Genomic DNA, 15146 nt, shown 5'->3' with positions numbered 1-15146 from the left:
GTCGGCGATGTTTACTCGGCCGCCGAACCGACCGACGACGGATCGATCCGTTGGGGTTCCGGAACGTCCGCGTCCGGCGGGGCCACCGCCACGTCCCCGCGCGATTCTACGTCCGGCTCGCCGTCGCCGTCCGGCGGCGCGAGCACTGCCGTCGCACCGACCGAGACCGGCGCGACGAGCCCGGCCGCGAGCGCCGGCGGATCGGAGAACGGGCGACGGAGGACGACGCGCGTCCCCTCGTCCATCGCGCCGGCCTCGACGGCCGCCGCCGCGGTCGAACAGAGGTCGCGGTGACTGAACGCCCGGTCCGGGCCGACGACGGCGTCGTCGTCGGTGCTGACGTCGCTCGGCGGGGTTCCCGGATTCTCGCTCCACAGCTCCTGCTCCCAGTGCGTGGTCTCGGGGCGCTCCGGCGACCCGCCGAACGCGGCGAGGTTCGTGCCGGGCGCCGGGTCGAAGGCGGCGGCGGTCGCGACGGGCGCGAGCACGACGCGGTCGCCGGCCTCGATCCCCGCCGCCGGGTCGAACCGGACCGGTGCGCCGACGGCGGCGGCGCCGAGGAATGCGAGCGTCGTCTGAAAGCCCGGCGTCGGGTCGACGGCGACGGTCGCGCCCGTGCGGACGCCGAGGTACCGGAGCACGTTCGCCGCCTTGTACCCGTTCGTGATCAGGTCGTGGTAGCTCCGCTCCCGGCCGTCCGCCGTGACGAGCGCCGTCTCGCGGGTGCGTCGGTCGCGCGCGAGCAGATCCCCGACGAGGTCCATACGCGGTGTTCGGAGCGCGCGAGACTTAACGCTGCGGCGTCGGCGAGGAGCGTCCGGGACCGTACCGAGTCGGAGCCGGCGTCAGGGGGCGCCGGCGATGACCATCTTCGAGCCGTCGGCCGAGAAGGCGAGGTCCCGGGTGGACCCGGGGTCGACGCGGACCGCGTCGCCGGGCGCGAGGTCGACGGCGTCCCCGTCGACGGTGAGCGTCGCCTCGCCGTGGAGCAGCACGTACACCTCCTCGTGGTCGGCGTCGGCGTGGTCGTGTTCCATCCCCTCCCAGCCGGCGTCGGCCTCGACGACGGTCACGCCGAGGCGCTCGCAGTCGAGCGCGTCGCGGAGGAAGTACATGCCGGGCGCGCGCGGTTCGACGTCGTCGTAGGCGGTCGTGTCGTAGCCCATGTGCTGACGGACGACGCGGACGGCCGAAAAGCTACGGGCCGCGGAAGAGAAACGTTCCGAGCGCCGGACGAGGGCCCCGCTCCGCTCAGAACGAGCTCTTCAGCTTCTCGAAGAAGCCGCCGCCGACGTCGATGTCCTCGCCGCCGGCCTCGGCGAACGCCTCCAGCGCCTCGCGCTGCTCGTCGTTGAGCGACTCGGGGACGACGACGGCGACCTGTACGTAGAGGTCGCCGCGCCCGCGGCGCCGAAGCCGGGGCATCCCCTTCCCCTGGAGGCGAAACGTCTCGCCGCTCTGCGTCCCGGCGGGGACGTCCATCTCGACGCTGCCGTCGACCGTCTCCACCTCGACGGTGTCGCCGAAGACGGCCTGCGGGAAGGAGATGGCCTCGTTGACGCGGAGGTCGTCGCCGTCGCGCTCGAACCGGTCGCCGACGTCGACGTCGACCTCGATGAGCAGGTCGCCCTTCGGGCCGCCGTTCTCGCCGGGCGCGCCCTCGCGCTCCATCCGGAGGCTCTGTCCAGAGCGGATCCCGGCGGGTATCTCGACCGAGAGCGTCGCCTCCTCGCGGACGACGCCGTCGCCGCCGCAGTCGGAACAGTCCTCGCTGTACAGCTCGCCCTCGCCCTCACAGCGGGGGCACGTCGAGGTCTGCTGGACGCGCCCGAGCGGCGTCTGCTGGACCTGCTGGACCTGCCCGCGACCGTTACACTGCGGGCACGTCTCCACGTCCGCGTCCGGGGGATGGCCCGCGCCGTCGCAGGTGGCGCAGGTGGTGGGTCGCGTGAGCGTGACCTCCTTGGTCGCGCCCTCGAACGCCTCTTCGAGGTCGATGGTCAGCCCCGTCTTGAGGTCGCGCCCCTGCCGCGGCCGGTTGCCGCCGCCACCGCCGCCGCGACCGCGACCGCCGCCGCCACCGAAGAACTGGTTGAAGATGTCCTCGAAGCCGCCGGCGCCCCCGGCGCCGCCCGCGCCGCCGAATGGCCCGCCGGCGCCGCCCGGGCCACCGCCGCCGGTCGCGCCGCGCTTGTCGGCCTCGGTGAACCGGTCGTGGCCCATCTGGTCGTACTGCTGTCGCTTCTGCTCGTCGGTGAGCACCTCCTTGGCCTTCTGGATCTTCTTGAACCGCTCCTCGGCGTTCTCGTCGTCGCTGACGTCGGGGTGGTGTTCGGCGGCCTGCTTGCGGTACGCCTTCTTTATCTCCTCCTCGCTGGCGTCCCGCGACACGCCGAGGACGTCGTAGAAATCTTCGCTCATGCGTTGCGTTCGTTGGTTGGTGTTGATCGACGGGTCGATTTAAACGGCGGGGTCGCGGCGTCGAGAATCGGGTCGGAGCGGCTTACTCCTCGTCGTCGTCCACGTCCTCGAAGTCGGCGTCGACGTACTCCTCGTCGTCGCCGTCGGGCCCGGCGCCGCCGGGGCCCGCCGCGCCGCCCGGACCGGCGGCGCCGCCCATGCCGCCCATGCCGCCGGGACCGGCGCCGCCCGCGCCGCCCGGACCGGCCTGCGCGGCCTGGCCCTCGTACATCTGCTTGCCGATCTCCTGGAGCTCCTCGGTGAGCGCCTCGGTGGCGGACTCGATCTCGTCGGTGTCGGCGTCCTCGTCTTCGAGCACGTCCTCGACGTCCTCGATGGCCGCCTCGATGTCGCCGACGAGGCCCTCGTCGAGATCCTCCTCGTTCTCTTCGAGCAGGGTCTCGGCGCGCTGAATCGTCGTCTCGGCCTCGTTGCGGGCCTCGATCCGCTCGCGGCGGGCCTCGTCCTCCTCGGCGTGCTTCTCGGCCTCCTCTTGCATCTCCTCGATCTCCTCGTCGGAGAGGCCGACGCCGCCCTCGATGGTGATCGACTCGGCGTTGCCCGAGCCCTGGTCCTCGGCCTCGACGTTGACGATGCCGTTCTCGTCGATGTTGAACGAGACCTCGATCTGCGGGGTGCCCGCGGGCGCCGGCGGGATGCCGGACAGCTGGAACGCGCCGAGCAGCTCGTTCTCCTCGGCGATCTCGCGTTCGCCCTGGAAGACGCGGACGTTGACGGAGGTCTGGTTGTCAGCGGCCGTGGTGAACACCTTCGACTCCTCCGTGGGGATCGTGGTGTTCTTCTCGATGAGCCGCTCGAAGAGGCCGCCCTTCACCTCGATCCCGAGCGAGAGCGGGGTGACGTCAAGCAGGACGATGTCGTCGACGTCGCCGGAGAGCACGCCGCCCTGGACCGCCGCGCCGAGCGCGACCGCCTCGTCGGGGTTGACGTTCTTCTTCGGCTCCTGCCCGACGAGCTCCTCGACCTGCTCTTGGACCTGCGGCATCCGCGTGGAGCCGCCGACGAGGATGACCTCGTCGATGTCGGACTTCGAGTAGTCGGCGTCGGCGAGCGCCTGCTCGGTCGGCTCGACGGTGCGCTCGATGAGGTCCGAGGTGAGGTTCTCGAACGTCGCGCGGGTGACGGACTGTTCGAGGTGGACCGGGCCGCTGTCGGTCGCGGTGATGAACGGGAGGTTGACCGTGGTCTCCTTCTTGTTCGACAGCTCGATCTTCGCCTCCTCGGCGGCGTCCTTCAGCCGCTGGAGCGCCTGCCGGTCGTCGCGGAGGTCGATCCCGTGGTCGTTCTGGAACTCGTCGGCGAGGTGGTCGATGAGCGCCTCGTCCCAGTCGTCGCCGCCGAGGTCGTTGTCCCCGTTCGTGGCGACGACCTCGTACACGCCGCCGCCCAGATCGAGGACCGACACGTCGAACGTGCCGCCCCCGAGGTCGTACACGAGGACGGTCTGGTCGGACTCGTCGTCGAGGCCGTACGCCATGGAGGCCGCGGTCGGCTCGTTGACGATGCGTTCGACCTCGAAGCCGGCGATCTCGCCGGCGTCCTTCGTCGCCTGGCGCTGCTTGTCGTTGAAGTAGGCGGGGACGGTGATGACCGCCTTCTCGACGTCGTCGCCGAGGTACTCTTCGGCGTCGCGTTTGATCTTCTGGAGGATCATCGCCGAGACCTGCTCCGGCGTGTAGTCGTCGTCGCCGATCTCGACGGTGTAGTCGTCGTCGCCCATGTGCCGCTTGATCGACTGGATCGTGCGGTCGGGGTTCTGGACGGCCTGGTTCTTCGCCGGCTTGCCGACGAGGCGCTCGCCGTCGTCGGCGAAGGCGACGACCGACGGGGTGGTCCGGTCGCCTTCCGCGTTGGCGATGATCTCGGGCTCGTCGCCCTCCATCACCGCGAACGCGGAGTTGGTGGTACCGAGGTCGATACCGAGAATCTTGTTGCTCGCCATCTTGGTCATAGGTAGCGGCTTGTTTCGGTTAAAGGTTACTAGATGCTGCCATACGGCCGCACAAACGAACCCGCTGCCGTCGTGCGATTTCTCGATCGTGTGAGTCGCTCACATCGATGTATTTATACAGATCCGCAAACGCAGCGGCTCCGGGACGGAGGGGGAGGGTCGCTCGCCGCGACCGGGCCGCTGAGATCGGGGCGTCGAGCCCCCGCAGCGGCTCAGATCCCGCTCACGAGGTCTTCGAGGACGGCCTCAGGGTCGTCGGCCTTCGCGACGCCGGAGGCCAGCAGGACGCCGGCCGCGCCGAGGTCGCCGGCGGTCGACACGTCCTCGCCGGTCGAGACGCCGGCGCCGCAGAACACGTCGACCGCGGGGTCGACGGCCTCGGCGGCCGCGACCGCGTCCTCGACGATCCCCGGGTCGGCCGTGGCGACGGAGACGTCGCCGCCGATGAGCGCCGGGGGCTCGACGGCGACCGCGTCGGGGTCGAGCGCGGCCGCGGCGCCGACCTGCGCGGGGTTGTTCGCGCAGACGATCGTCTCCAGGTCGGCCCGCTCGGCCGCCCGCACGGAGCCGTCGACGTCCGCGAGCTTCAGCCGGTTCTCGGAGTGGTTGATCAGCGTCCCCTCGGCGCCGTTGTCGGCGACGGCCTCGGCGAGCGTCGAGCCCGTGTGCGAGCCGTGCCCGTTCGGCGAGACGTGCTGCGCCCACGTCTCGACGCCGGTCTCGGCGACGCGGGCGACGTCCGCGGCCTGCGGCGAGACGGCGATGCGCGCGCCGGACGCCTCGGCGACGTCGCGGGCCGCGGTCGCTACCTCGATCGGATCGCACGGGTACGCCTTGAGGTTCACCAGGATGAACATACCCACGCTGGGGGAGCGCGGCGCAAATAGGTTCGTGCTTCGCGCCGCACCGCGCCCGACGGCGGCCCGGTTCGCCGGCCCCCTCGAATACCGATTTCCGGGGACGGTCGCGGTCCCGGGAGCAGAAACGTCCTTATACCCCGCTGTTGTGGGTCGGACAAGGGATGTCCCTCATCGAGCTCATCGCGGGCGTGGAGGCGCACGAGGCCACGCTGACCGTGTTCAACGCCGATCCGGCGGTGACCGACGAACTCCGGGAGCACTTCGCCGACCGCAACGTCCGGATCGTCGACGACCAGACCGCCTCGGGCCCGGAGGAGTTCGCCGTCCTGGCGCGGGACGGGGAGTTCGTCACGGCCGTGACCGTCGACGAACTGCTGTCGCGGCCGGGCGAGGGGGAAACGGCGGACACCGGGGTGGAGTCCGCCGAGTCCGAGGGGGGAGCCGGCGCGGGTGACCGCGTCGGGCGACCGGTGTTGGACCACCTCGACGAGACGATGTTCACCTCCTACTCCCGGGAGGACATGGTCGCCGCGTCGAGAGAGATTGAGGACCGCGCCTGGCGGGTCGGCGACGGCGAGCTCCACGCGGGGTTCCAGACGCTCGACGTGCTCACCGGCGAGGCGGACACCTACGACCTGCTCGGCGAGAAGGAGCGGCTCGACGTCCACGCCTACGCGGCCGACGAGGGCGAGGCGCCCGACGTGGAACACTACACCGTCCACGTCGGCGAGACCGCCGAGATCCGCGAGACGTGGTTCGTCGCGTACGACGGGGGCGGCTACGACGAGGCGAAGTGCGCGCTGCTCGCCGAGGAGCGCGCGCCGGGCGAGTTCTACGGTTTCTGGAGCTACGACCCCGAGACCGTCGAGTACATCATCGATTACCTCACGGAGCGGTACGGCGGCTCGGAGCAGACGGACGACGGCGGCGCGACGGTGTGACCGCCCGCCCGTCCCCGGCGACCGCGTGGCTGTCGGCCGCGACGGTCGTCGCGGCGGTCGCGACCGCAGGGAGCCTCTGGTTCAGCCTCGGACTCGGGCTGGTTCCCTGCGACCTGTGCTGGTACCAGCGGATCCTCATGTACCCGCTCGTCGCGGTCCTCGGGGTCGCGACCGTCGAGCGTCGCCCGGCGGCTTGGCGGACCGCGCTGCCGCTCGTGGCCGTCGGCCTGCCTCTCGCCGCGTACCACTCGTACCTCCAGGCGACGATGACGCAGTGTACGGTCGGCGGCCCCTGCGCGACCGTTCAGTGGCAGAGCCCGCTTTTCGGGCTCACGATTCCGAACCTGTCGCTCGTCGCGTTCGGGCTGCTCGCGGTCGCGCTGGTCGGACTCCGGCGACGCGTCTGAGAAAGGGGGTTGACGGGGGACGAGAAGGGCGGTCGGGGCGAGCGGGCCGGTCAGTCCTTCCGCTTGACGACGTCGCCGAGCGTCATCGTGCCCGCGTCGTCGGTCTCCCAGTCGGCGTCGTCGGCCGACTGACCCTCGACCAAGGAGATGTCGAGCGCGCGTTCGAGCTTCCGCTGGACCTCGTCGGTCGGGAGCGTGTCGCCGCGCTCCAGCTTGCGGATGAGGCTCGCCTTCTCGTTGAGCTGGTCGGCCAGCTCCTCCTGGCTCAGCCCGCGCGACTCCCGCGCCTCGCGGATCCGCTCGTCGTAGTCGGTGGCGATCTCGTCCATGTCGTCGAACATGTCGCGGCGGCGGGTCGAGCTCCCCGAGGAGCCACCGGAGCCCGAGGAGCCGGACGACGAGGACGACTTCCCGGTGCTGGAGCTGGTGGAGTACTTGCCGCCGCCGGAGCTCGTCGACTCGTCGCGGACCTCGGTGCCGAAGTCCGTACACGAGCTACAGAGCTCCAGTTCGGCGCCTTCGACCTTCGTCGTCGTCAGCGAGGCCTCCTCGGCGCCACACATCTCACACTGGGGCATACGCGACGCTAACGCTCCCGTTGGTATAAAGGGTGTGCCGCGGCGTCGCGGGGAGGGTCCGCGGCGCGTCGCCCGCCGTCGACCGCGCGGCCGCAATCGTGCCGCGGCCGGTACCGACTTGTCGCCGGGGGCGGCAGAGTGGGTATGGACGTCCACGTCACGCGCTCGACCCTTCGGGGGACCGCCCGCGCGCCGCCGTCGAAGAGCTACACGCACCGCGCGCTCCTCGCCGCGGGGTACAGCGACGGCGCGACCGTCGAGTCGCCGCTCGTCTCCGCCGACACGCGGGCCACCGCCCGCGCAGTCACCGCGTTCGGCGGGGCGGTCGCGCCCGCGGGAGTCGACGGCGGAACCGAGGCCGATCCGGCCCTCGCCGACGCCGACGCGCTCGCCGTCGAAGGGTTCGGCGGCCGCCCCGCCGTCCCGGACGACGTGATCGACTGCGCGAACTCGGGGACGACGATGCGGCTCGTCACGGCCGCGGCCGCGCTCGCCGACGGCGCCACCGTCCTCACCGGCGACGGGTCGCTGCGCTCGCGGCCGCAGGGGCCGCTCCTCGACGCGCTCGGTGACCTCGGCGTCCGCGCGGAGTCGACCCGGTCGAACGGGCAGGCCCCGCTCGTGGTCGCCGGCCCGCTCGCGGGCGGCGAGGTCGCGATCCCGGGCGACGTCTCCTCGCAGTACGTCACCGCGCTGCTGATGGCCGGCGCGGTCACCGACGAGGGGGTCGAGGTCGATCTCACGACCGATCTCAAGTCGGCGCCGTACGTCGACATCACGCTCGAACTGCTCGCCGACTTCGGCGTGGAGGCGACGCCGGTCGACGCCGACGGCGACCCGCTCGACGGCGCCGCGGGCGCGGCCGGCTTCTCGGTCCCGGGCGGGCAGACGTACGCGCCGAGCGACGGGACGTACGCGGTGCCCGGCGACTTCTCTTCCATCTCGTACCTGCTCGGCGCGGGCGCGGTCGCGGCCGACCCCGGCGAGGCGGTCCGGATCGAGGGCGCGCGGCCGAGCGCGCAGGGCGACGCCGCGATCGTCGGGATCGTCGAGGAGATGGGCGCGGCCGTCGACTGGGACCGCGAGGCCGGCGAGATCGCGGTCGAGCGCGCCGACCTCGCCGGCGTCACCGTCGACGTGGGCGACACGCCCGACCTCCTCCCGACGATCGCCGCGCTCGGCGCGGTCGCGGACGGCGACACCCGGATCGAGAACTGCGAGCACGTCCGCTACAAGGAGACGGACCGCGTCTCGGCGATGGCGGAGGAGCTCGAGAAGATGGGCGCGGAGACCGCGGAGGAACCGGACGTGCTCACCGTCCACGGCTCCGAGAGCGACCTCCGGGGCGCGACCGTCGACGGCCGCGGCGACCACCGGATCGTGATGGCGCTGTCCGTCGCCGCGCTCGCCGCCGAGGGGACGACGACGGTCCGCGGCGCCGAGCACGTCGACGTCTCCTTCCCCGCCTTCTTCGACGCGATGGCCGACCTCGGGATGGACGTCGAGCGCGACGGCGCGGTCGAGTAGCCGCGGTCGTCCCGCGCGACGCCGATTCGTCCGTCAGCGCGCTTCGAAGGCCTGAACCAGCTTGTAGACGAGGTAAACGAGCACGAGCGGGACGGCGAGGGTTGCGAGTATCAGCACCCCCATCGGCGGGGCTTGGAGGACGAGCATACCGCGTGTCGGTGAAGTCGAGGTAACTGTCTTGCGGGCGCTCCACCGCGGACCCCGCATCGAACGCGAACCGCCTCCGATCGGTGGGGGCGGCGACGGGGACGCGACGGGGCGTTTCGGGTGGTTCACCGAGTCCGACGGAACTATTGTCGGACGATAAGAGGGAGGAGCCGTGAACGTACGCGAACCGAAGAGCGCGGCGGAGGTTCGTGCGGGGAGGGAACTGACGGTCCGGGCGTGGGCGGAGGGCTACGGTGACCTCCTCTCGCCGGACGCGCTGTCGACGATAGAGGAGGTGATGCTCGACCAGAACTTCGAGCAGGAACACGCGGAGTTCACCGGGTCGGAGGTCGACAACCGCGCGCTCGTCGCGGTCGCCGACGACGGGGCGGGCGGTCCGACGACCGTCGTCGGCTGGGCGACCCTGTTGTGGGACGACGAGTGGACCGGCGAGTTCGTCGGCGACGACGAGGCGGAGCTGCGGGCCTGCTACGTCGACCCCGAGTATCAGGACGCGGGCGTCGGGGCCGCGCTGGTCGAGGCGGTCCTGTCGCGCGTTCCGGCGGGGCGCGATCGCCTCGTCTTGGAGGCGTTCGAAGCCCACGACGAGAGCCGCGCGTTCTACGAGGCGCAGGGGTTCGAGCCGCGCGCGACGGGCGAGATCGTCGTGGTCGGCGAGTCGAACCCGTCGGTCGTCTACGAGCGGGAGTGCTGAGAGCGGGACTGTCCGACGCGACCCGCGCGATCGCCTTCTCGGGACCGACGGGTACAGGTGTCCGCCGAAACGACACGGGGACATGGACGACATCGACGTCGAGCCCGTCGACCGAGTCGACGGGCCCGAAGACGAGGGGGGAGACGGCGCCGCCGTCGAGCCCGCGGAGACGGACGAGGCGCTGACCGTCGACGACGACCTCGCCGACCTCCCGGCGGGCGTCGACGCGCCCGATTACGTTCTGTACGGCGGGAAAGGCGGCGTCGGGAAGACGACGATGGCGGCCGCGACGGGGCTCGCCTCGGCCGCGGGCGGCGTCCGGACGCTCGTCGTCTCCACCGACCCCGCGCACTCGCTGTCGGACACCTACGAGACGGAGATCCCGGCCGAGCCGGCGCGCATCCGCGAGGACCTGCCGCTGTACGCCGCCGAGATCGACCCCGACGCCGCGATGGAGGAGGGGATGTTCGGCGCCGACGCCGACCCGCTCGGCGGGCTCGGCGAGATGGGCGACGCGATGGGCGGGATGGGCCCCGGCGAGATGGACGACGAAGCCGGCGACGGCGAGGGGCTCGGCGGCCTGCTCGGCGGGACGATGCCGGGCGCCGACGAGGCCGCGGCGATGCGCCAGCTGTTAGAGTACCTCGACGACCCGCGCTTCGACCGCGTCGTCGTCGACACCGCCCCGACCGGCCACACGCTCCGGCTGCTCCAGCTGCCCGAGATCATGGACTCGATGCTCGGGCGCGTGATGAAGCTCCGCCAGCGCTTCTCCGGGATGATGGACGGGCTCAAGGGGATGTTCGGCGGGGGCGACGACGAGCCCGACCCGTCGGCCGACCTCGACGAGCTCCGCGAGCGCATCGAGCGCCTGCGGGCCGTCCTCCGCGACCCGGCGAAGACCGACTTCCGCGTCGTGATGATCCCCGAGGAGATGAGCGTCGTCGAGTCCGAGCGGCTGGTCGCGCGCCTCGACGAGTTCGAGATTCCGGTGGACACGCTCGTCGTCAACCGGGTGATGGAGGGCGTCGGCGACGTGACCGGCGGGGGCGGCGCCGGCATCGACCCCGACTGGGTGGTCGAGCCGAACCCGGAGACCTGCGAGTTCTGCGCGCGCCGCTGGGAGGTCCAGCAGAACGCGCTCCGCGAGGCCACCGACCTCTTCCGCGGCCGCGAGGTGAAGCGGGTGCCCCTGCTCGCGAACGAGGTCAGAGGCGAGGCCGCGCTGCGGGTCGTGGCGGCCTGCCTGAACTGAGTGAGTCGGGGCGCCTCTCGGAGAACCTCACTCGGCCGCGCTCCCGAGGAGCCGGTCCCGGACCAGCTCCGCGACCCCCGTGAGGTGCGCCTGTCCGAACAGGCCCACCAGCACCGCGCCGATGGTGTTGTAGGTGAGGTCCTTGACGGTGTCCTCGAGCCCGTGCTGCGCGAGCGGCATGTCGATGCCCGTCTCCGTCGCGATGATGTCGAGTCCGAACTCGAACAGCTCCCAGAGCACGCCGAACGCGAGCACGACGACGACGATGAAGACGAACGCGAACCGCGGCGGGATGCGGATGCCGTCGCTGTGGAGGTCGACGGCCCGGAGCGTCGTGTACCCGACCGCGGCGACCAGCGAGGCCGACAGCGCGTGGGTCATGTGGTCCCACCACTCGACGCGGGCGTAGAACCCGGCCGACCCGACCGTGTGGAGGAACACCGCCATCGTGATCCACAGGGCAAGCCACGGGTCCAGGGGGAGGTCGTACCGGCGTTCCAGCGTCGCCGGGACCAGCGTGACGAGGAAGGCGATGATCCCGTTGCTTATCGCCTTCTGCTCGCCGGCGAGGAAGCCGTAGGCCACGATGGCGATCAGGAGGACCTGCATCGCGCCGGTGAGGCGACGTTGCGACCGGATGGAGGGGCGCGGGAGGAGCCTCATCGCCGCACCACCCGTCGGATGGCGCGACGGAGGCGGCGCCCGCGGCCGCGGAAGTAGCCGTCGAAGAGGAGCCCCGCGGCGAGCCCCGCCAGCGTGACGTACAGCCACTCGATCATCAGCGCGTCGTTCGTCGTGAGGTACGCCGTCCCGCCGCGCTGGTCGAGGTTCCAGCGCAGCACCGTCCACACCGCCGCCGTCGCCAGCGTCGCCATCACGACGAAGACGACCGCGAACCAGTGGGTCACCCGCAGCGACGTGAACATGTGGAGGTCGACGGTGACCACGAGCGCCAGCGCCGCGATGGCGACGTAGGTGGCGAACGTGCCCAGCTCGCCGCCGAACACGGCGCGCACGAGGACCGGAAGCAGCGCGAGGCCGACCAGCTCCGCGGGCAGCATCGCCCGCCAGTCCCGCGCCGCGACCGTCGGCGCGAGGACGACCGCCCCGAGGCCGACGACGATGACCGCCGAGAGGAGGTCGTAGTCGAGCGCGCTCTCGACGAGCACCCCCGCCAGGACCGCGATCATCGTCCACGCCGCGAGCGCGTTGAACCGCCCGTCGCGGACCAGCCGCGCCAGCCGGTCCTCGACGGTCTCCGGCTCCCCGCCGTCCCGCTCGGCGCCGTCGTCGCCGCGGCGGCGTCGGTCTCCGTCCATACCCGGTAGGGAGACCGGCGAGGGTTATAACCTGTTGCTCCGACCCGGGCGGCGGTCCCGTACCGCGGCCCGACGGGCCGGTCGCACGGCGAACGGACGGCCTTTTACCGCACACGACCGTCCGATCGGTATGAACTGCCGGCGGTGCGGGACCCCGTTAGAGAAGCCCGGGGACTACTGTCTGACCTGTAACACCGCCAACGCCGACGCCGTCGTCGCCGAGTTCGAGCCCGACCGCGCGCGCCTGACGCTGCTCGACGAGGACGACGTCGTGGGCGAGACGACCGTCACCACGCGCCCGGAGGACCGGGAGCGGCTGAGCGAGGTCCAACTGCGGAACTTCGCGGGCCGCGTCGCCGACGAGATCCGACGGAAGCGCCCCGAGACCGTCTACGCCGCCGGGGAGCGCGAGCCGCTCCGCGAGACGCGCGCGCAGCTCCACCACGAGTTCTACCGCGTCCCGGACGGCGGCGCGAGCGAGGGCGCCCACGACGGCGCCGAAACCGCGGGCGACCCCTCGGACGACGACCGCGAGGCGGACGTGAGCCCGGTCGTCCGCTGGGTGCTCGACCGCCGGGGCGACCGGTCGCTGGCGGTGGTCGAGACGCCGCCGCGGGAGAAGATCGGCGGCTCGCACTCGACGCTCATCGGCGACCGCAAGGGGCGGAAGGCCGTCCAGACCGTCGCGGAGCACCCGCACGTCAAGAAGATCGTCCCCGGCCCCATCGACGCCGGCGGGACGGGCTCGCGGACCGGGCTCCGCGCGAAGGCGACGCGCGCGGGGACGAACGGCAACGTCCGACTGCTCCTCCGGGACGGCTCCAGCGTTCAGGAGAACCGGATCGTCACCACGGCGATGGACCGCGAGACCGGCGAGCGCGTCCGCGAGGACCTCAACGAGGCGCTCCGGGACGCCGAGCTTCAGGACGCGTAGGCGCCGGGGGGCCGCCGGCCGGGGGCGGTCGTCCGCCGCGCGCACCGACGTTCGGATCCGTCCGTCGATGTCCCGATCCCGGGCGTGACGGCCGGAGCCGTCCGCTGCTGTCCGCCCCTTCTTCGCGGGGTTTTTCACGAAATCGGCCGTTTCGAGCGACGTGAGTACCCTCGTCACGCTCGGCGCGGGCGTCGTCTTCGGCCTGGCGCTCGCGGCGCCGCCCGGACCGATGAACGCGGTGATCGCCGAGGAGTCCGTCCTCCGCGGCCGCCTCGCCGGCTTCCGGGCCGGGCTCGGCGCGGCGACCGCCGACGCGATCTTCTTCGTCCTCGCGTACGTCGGCGTCGTCGCGGTCGTCGAGTCGCTCCCGCTGTTACAGGGCCTCATGGTCGCGGTCGGCGGCGTGCTGATGCTGTACTTCGCCGCCGGGGCCGCCCGGGGGGCCCGGGAGTCGTTCCGGCCGACCGCCGGGGAGGAGCCGATGGTCGCAGATGGGAAGGGGTTCCGCAAGGCGCTGGTGCTCGCCCTGACGAACCCGTACCAGGTGCTGTTCTGGCTGACGATCGGCGTCGGACTGCTTCAGCGCGGTGAGCTCGACGTGCTCGCGCGGCTCCCGGTGGTCGGGAGCGACCTCGCGGGGACGCTCGTGGTCGCGACCGGGTCGCCGGCGCTCATCGGCGGGTTCTTCCTCGGCGTGCTGACGTGGATCGTCGGCTTCCCGACCGGGCTCGTCGCTGCCGAGCGCCGGATCGAGACGTTCGCGCCGATCGTCGCGGTGCTGTCCGCCGTCGTGCTCGCCGGGTTCGGCGTGTACTTCCTCTACGACGCGGCGACGACGCTGGCCGCCCTCGGCGCGTAGCGCGCGCCTGTCCCCGACCGCGCGCCCGCCGCCCCGGTCGCGTCCGCGCGGCCCGCGACGCGCATGGACAACGGCTTTGACGCGTCGGCGCGACCGCCCGATATGTTCGAGAAGACGACGTGGATCAAGCTCCCGCGGAACGTCCTCGTGGGACACGACGTCATCGACGACCTCGGCGAGGCGGTCGGCGAGCTCTACCTGACGGGGCGGCCGCTGATCGTGACGAGCCCGACGCCGAACGAGATCGCCGGCGACCGCGTCCGGGCGCAGTTCGACGACCCCGCGACCGCCGTCGTCGAGGACGCCTCCTTCGACGCGGTCGAGGAGCTGAAGGCGACCGCCGAGGCGGTCGACCCCGGCTACCTGATCGCCCTCGGCGGCGGGAAGCCGATCGACATCGCGAAGATGGCCGCCGACCACCTCGACGTCGGCTTCGTCTCCGTCCCGACCGTCGCCTCCCACGACGGCATCGTCTCCGGCCGCTCCTCGATCCCCGAGGGCGACACGCGCCACTCGGTCGCGGCCGACCCGCCGCTCGCCGTCGTCGCGGACACGACGCTGCTCGCGGAGGCGCCGTGGCGGCTCACCACCGCCGGCTGCGCCGACATCATCTCCAACTACACCGCCGTGAAGGACTGGCGGCTCGCCCGCCGCCTCCGCAACGTCGAGTACAGCGAGTACGCGGGCGCGCTCTCGGAGATGACCGCGGAGCTGCTCGTCGAGAACGCCGACATGATCCGCCCGGGCCTAGAGGAGTCGGCGTGGGTGGTCGTGAAGGCGCTCGTCTCCTCCGGCGTCGCGATGTCCATCGCGGGCTCCTCGCGGCCCGCCTCCGGCGCGGAGCACCTCATCTCCCACCAGCTGGACCGCATCGCGCCCGGCAAGGCGCTCCACGGCCACCAGGTCGGCGTCGCCTCGATCATGACTGAGTACCTCCACAGCGGCGAGAACGGGCGGTGGGCGGCGATCCGCGACGCGCTCGCCGAGCTCGACGCCCCCACGACCGCTAATGAGCTGGGGATCGACGACGCCGAGCTGATCGCCGCCCTGACGAGCGCCCACGAGATCCGCGACCGCTACACGATCCTCCAGGGCGGGATCAACGAGTCGGCCGCGGTGGAGGTCGCGACGGCGACGGGCGTCATCGACGAGTGACCCCGCTTCGGGCCCGC

The 15146-nt window shown here is 72.0% G+C and carries 16 protein-coding genes; 8 read left to right on the top strand and 8 right to left on the bottom strand.

Translation table 11 applies throughout. The annotated features are described in order from the left end of the window. Positions 1–11: 11 nt before the first annotated feature. The 5 genes from DVK05_RS02450 to tpiA all read right to left on the bottom strand — a co-directional run bounded on the left by DVK05_RS02450 (position 12) and on the right by tpiA (position 5289). Positions 12–764 carry a hypothetical protein gene (locus tag DVK05_RS02450; RefSeq protein WP_121561841.1) on the bottom strand — a complete coding sequence of 251 codons (753 nt, stop codon included), beginning with the start codon at positions 762–764 and terminating at the stop codon, positions 12–14. 81 nt (positions 765–845) lie between these two features. After that, positions 846–1166 (bottom strand): cupin domain-containing protein, encoded by a 321-nt coding sequence (locus tag DVK05_RS02445; protein WP_121561840.1) that lies wholly within the window; start codon positions 1164–1166, stop codon positions 846–848. An 85-nt stretch (positions 1167–1251) separates the two neighbouring features. Next, positions 1252–2421 (bottom strand): molecular chaperone DnaJ, encoded by a 1170-nt coding sequence (gene dnaJ / locus DVK05_RS02440; protein WP_121561839.1) that lies wholly within the window; start codon positions 2419–2421, stop codon positions 1252–1254. Positions 2422–2503: 82 nt separating this feature from the next. Further along, positions 2504–4432 carry a molecular chaperone DnaK gene (gene dnaK, locus DVK05_RS02435; protein WP_121561838.1) on the bottom strand — a complete coding sequence of 643 codons (1929 nt, stop codon included), beginning with the start codon at positions 4430–4432 and terminating at the stop codon, positions 2504–2506. A 212-nt stretch (positions 4433–4644) separates the two neighbouring features. Next, entirely contained in the window at positions 4645–5289 is a 645-nt protein-coding gene (gene tpiA / locus DVK05_RS02430) for a triose-phosphate isomerase (RefSeq protein ID WP_121561837.1), read from the bottom strand. A 164-nt stretch (positions 5290–5453) separates the two neighbouring features. Between tpiA and DVK05_RS02425 the strand changes: the two genes are divergently transcribed. Then, positions 5454–6233 (top strand): DICT sensory domain-containing protein, encoded by a 780-nt coding sequence (locus tag DVK05_RS02425; RefSeq protein ID WP_121561836.1) that lies wholly within the window; start codon positions 5454–5456, stop codon positions 6231–6233. Next, a complete protein-coding gene (locus DVK05_RS02420) occupies positions 6230–6640 on the top strand; it encodes a disulfide bond formation protein B (RefSeq protein WP_121561835.1) in 411 nt (136 codons plus the stop codon). Before DVK05_RS02425 ends, DVK05_RS02420 begins: the two co-directional genes overlap by 4 nt. Positions 6641–6690: 50 nt before the next feature. Here the strand turns inward: DVK05_RS02420 and DVK05_RS02415 are convergent, their stop codons facing one another. Continuing rightward, on the bottom strand, positions 6691–7218 hold the full coding sequence (locus tag DVK05_RS02415; protein ID WP_121561834.1) for a multiprotein bridging factor aMBF1: 528 nt from the start codon (positions 7216–7218) through the stop codon (positions 6691–6693). 144 nt (positions 7219–7362) lie between these two features. Here DVK05_RS02415 and aroA point away from each other — a divergent pair, with 144 nt between their 5' ends. The 3 genes from aroA (at position 7363) to DVK05_RS02400 (ending at position 10862) form a co-directional block, all read left to right on the top strand. Next, positions 7363–8745: a 3-phosphoshikimate 1-carboxyvinyltransferase gene (gene aroA / locus DVK05_RS02410; RefSeq protein ID WP_121561833.1), complete on the top strand. Its 1383-nt coding sequence runs from the start codon at positions 7363–7365 to the stop codon at positions 8743–8745. Between the two features lie 319 nt (positions 8746–9064). Further along, complete coding sequence (locus DVK05_RS02405; protein ID WP_121561832.1) at positions 9065–9607, top strand: GNAT family N-acetyltransferase; 543 nt, start codon at positions 9065–9067, stop codon at positions 9605–9607. Between the two features lie 82 nt (positions 9608–9689). Then, positions 9690–10862, top strand: coding sequence for a TRC40/GET3/ArsA family transport-energizing ATPase (locus DVK05_RS02400; RefSeq protein ID WP_121561831.1), 1173 nt, complete (start codon positions 9690–9692; stop codon positions 10860–10862). Positions 10863–10889: 27 nt separating this feature from the next. On the opposite strand, the gene DVK05_RS02395 is transcribed toward DVK05_RS02400, so the two are convergent. Together DVK05_RS02395 and DVK05_RS02390 are read right to left on the bottom strand one after the other, a co-directional pair. Continuing rightward, a complete protein-coding gene (locus tag DVK05_RS02395; protein ID WP_121561830.1) occupies positions 10890–11525 on the bottom strand; it encodes a hypothetical protein in 636 nt (211 codons plus the stop codon). After that, entirely contained in the window at positions 11522–12181 is a 660-nt protein-coding gene (locus tag DVK05_RS02390) for a hypothetical protein (RefSeq protein WP_121561829.1), read from the bottom strand. The genes DVK05_RS02395 and DVK05_RS02390 overlap by 4 nt, the downstream gene beginning before the upstream one ends. 130 nt (positions 12182–12311) lie before the next feature. Here DVK05_RS02390 and DVK05_RS02385 point away from each other — a divergent pair, with 130 nt between their 5' ends. The 3 genes from DVK05_RS02385 to DVK05_RS02375 all read left to right on the top strand — a co-directional run bounded on the left by DVK05_RS02385 (position 12312) and on the right by DVK05_RS02375 (position 15129). Beyond that, the gene (locus tag DVK05_RS02385; protein WP_121561828.1) at positions 12312–13115 is read left to right on the top strand and encodes a DUF2103 domain-containing protein; all 804 of its coding nucleotides are present in this window, start codon (positions 12312–12314) and stop codon (positions 13113–13115) included. A 160-nt stretch (positions 13116–13275) separates the two neighbouring features. Further along, complete coding sequence (locus DVK05_RS02380) at positions 13276–13974, top strand: LysE family translocator (protein WP_121561827.1); 699 nt, start codon at positions 13276–13278, stop codon at positions 13972–13974. Between the two features lie 102 nt (positions 13975–14076). After that, the gene (locus DVK05_RS02375; RefSeq protein ID WP_121561826.1) at positions 14077–15129 is read left to right on the top strand and encodes an NAD(P)-dependent glycerol-1-phosphate dehydrogenase; all 1053 of its coding nucleotides are present in this window, start codon (positions 14077–14079) and stop codon (positions 15127–15129) included. Positions 15130–15146 lie beyond the last annotated feature (17 nt).

This window comes from Halorubrum sp. Atlit-8R, from assembly GCF_003666025.1.
Lineage (GTDB): Archaea > Halobacteriota > Halobacteria > Halobacteriales > Haloferacaceae > Halorubrum > Halorubrum salinarum.
The sequence above is the reverse complement of the archived record's forward strand: the minus strand, read 5'-3'. Positions and strand labels throughout refer to the sequence as shown.

Bases quoted from the DNA above. Each gene is read 5' to 3' on its own strand.
- dnaJ (WP_121561839.1), bottom strand. From the start codon at position 2,421: ATGAGCGAAGATTTCTACGACGTCCTCGGCGTGTCGCGGGACGCCAGC.
- tpiA (WP_121561837.1), bottom strand. From the start codon at position 5,289: ATGTTCATCCTGGTGAACCTCAAGGCGTACCCGTGCGATCCGATCGAG.
- DVK05_RS02385 (WP_121561828.1), top strand. From the start codon at position 12,312: ATGAACTGCCGGCGGTGCGGGACCCCGTTAGAGAAGCCCGGGGACTAC.
- DVK05_RS02400 (WP_121561831.1), top strand. From the start codon at position 9,690: ATGGACGACATCGACGTCGAGCCCGTCGACCGAGTCGACGGGCCCGAA.
- DVK05_RS02450 (WP_121561841.1), bottom strand. From the start codon at position 764: ATGGACCTCGTCGGGGATCTGCTCGCGCGCGACCGACGCACCCGCGAG.
- DVK05_RS02415 (WP_121561834.1), bottom strand. From the start codon at position 7,218: ATGCCCCAGTGTGAGATGTGTGGCGCCGAGGAGGCCTCGCTGACGACG.
- DVK05_RS02425 (WP_121561836.1), top strand. From the start codon at position 5,454: ATGTCCCTCATCGAGCTCATCGCGGGCGTGGAGGCGCACGAGGCCACG.
- DVK05_RS02375 (WP_121561826.1), top strand. From the start codon at position 14,077: ATGTTCGAGAAGACGACGTGGATCAAGCTCCCGCGGAACGTCCTCGTG.
- DVK05_RS02395 (WP_121561830.1), bottom strand. From the start codon at position 11,525: ATGAGGCTCCTCCCGCGCCCCTCCATCCGGTCGCAACGTCGCCTCACC.
- dnaK (WP_121561838.1), bottom strand. From the start codon at position 4,432: ATGACCAAGATGGCGAGCAACAAGATTCTCGGTATCGACCTCGGTACC.
- DVK05_RS02390 (WP_121561829.1), bottom strand. From the start codon at position 12,181: ATGGACGGAGACCGACGCCGCCGCGGCGACGACGGCGCCGAGCGGGAC.
- DVK05_RS02445 (WP_121561840.1), bottom strand. From the start codon at position 1,166: ATGGGCTACGACACGACCGCCTACGACGACGTCGAACCGCGCGCGCCC.
- aroA (WP_121561833.1), top strand. From the start codon at position 7,363: ATGGACGTCCACGTCACGCGCTCGACCCTTCGGGGGACCGCCCGCGCG.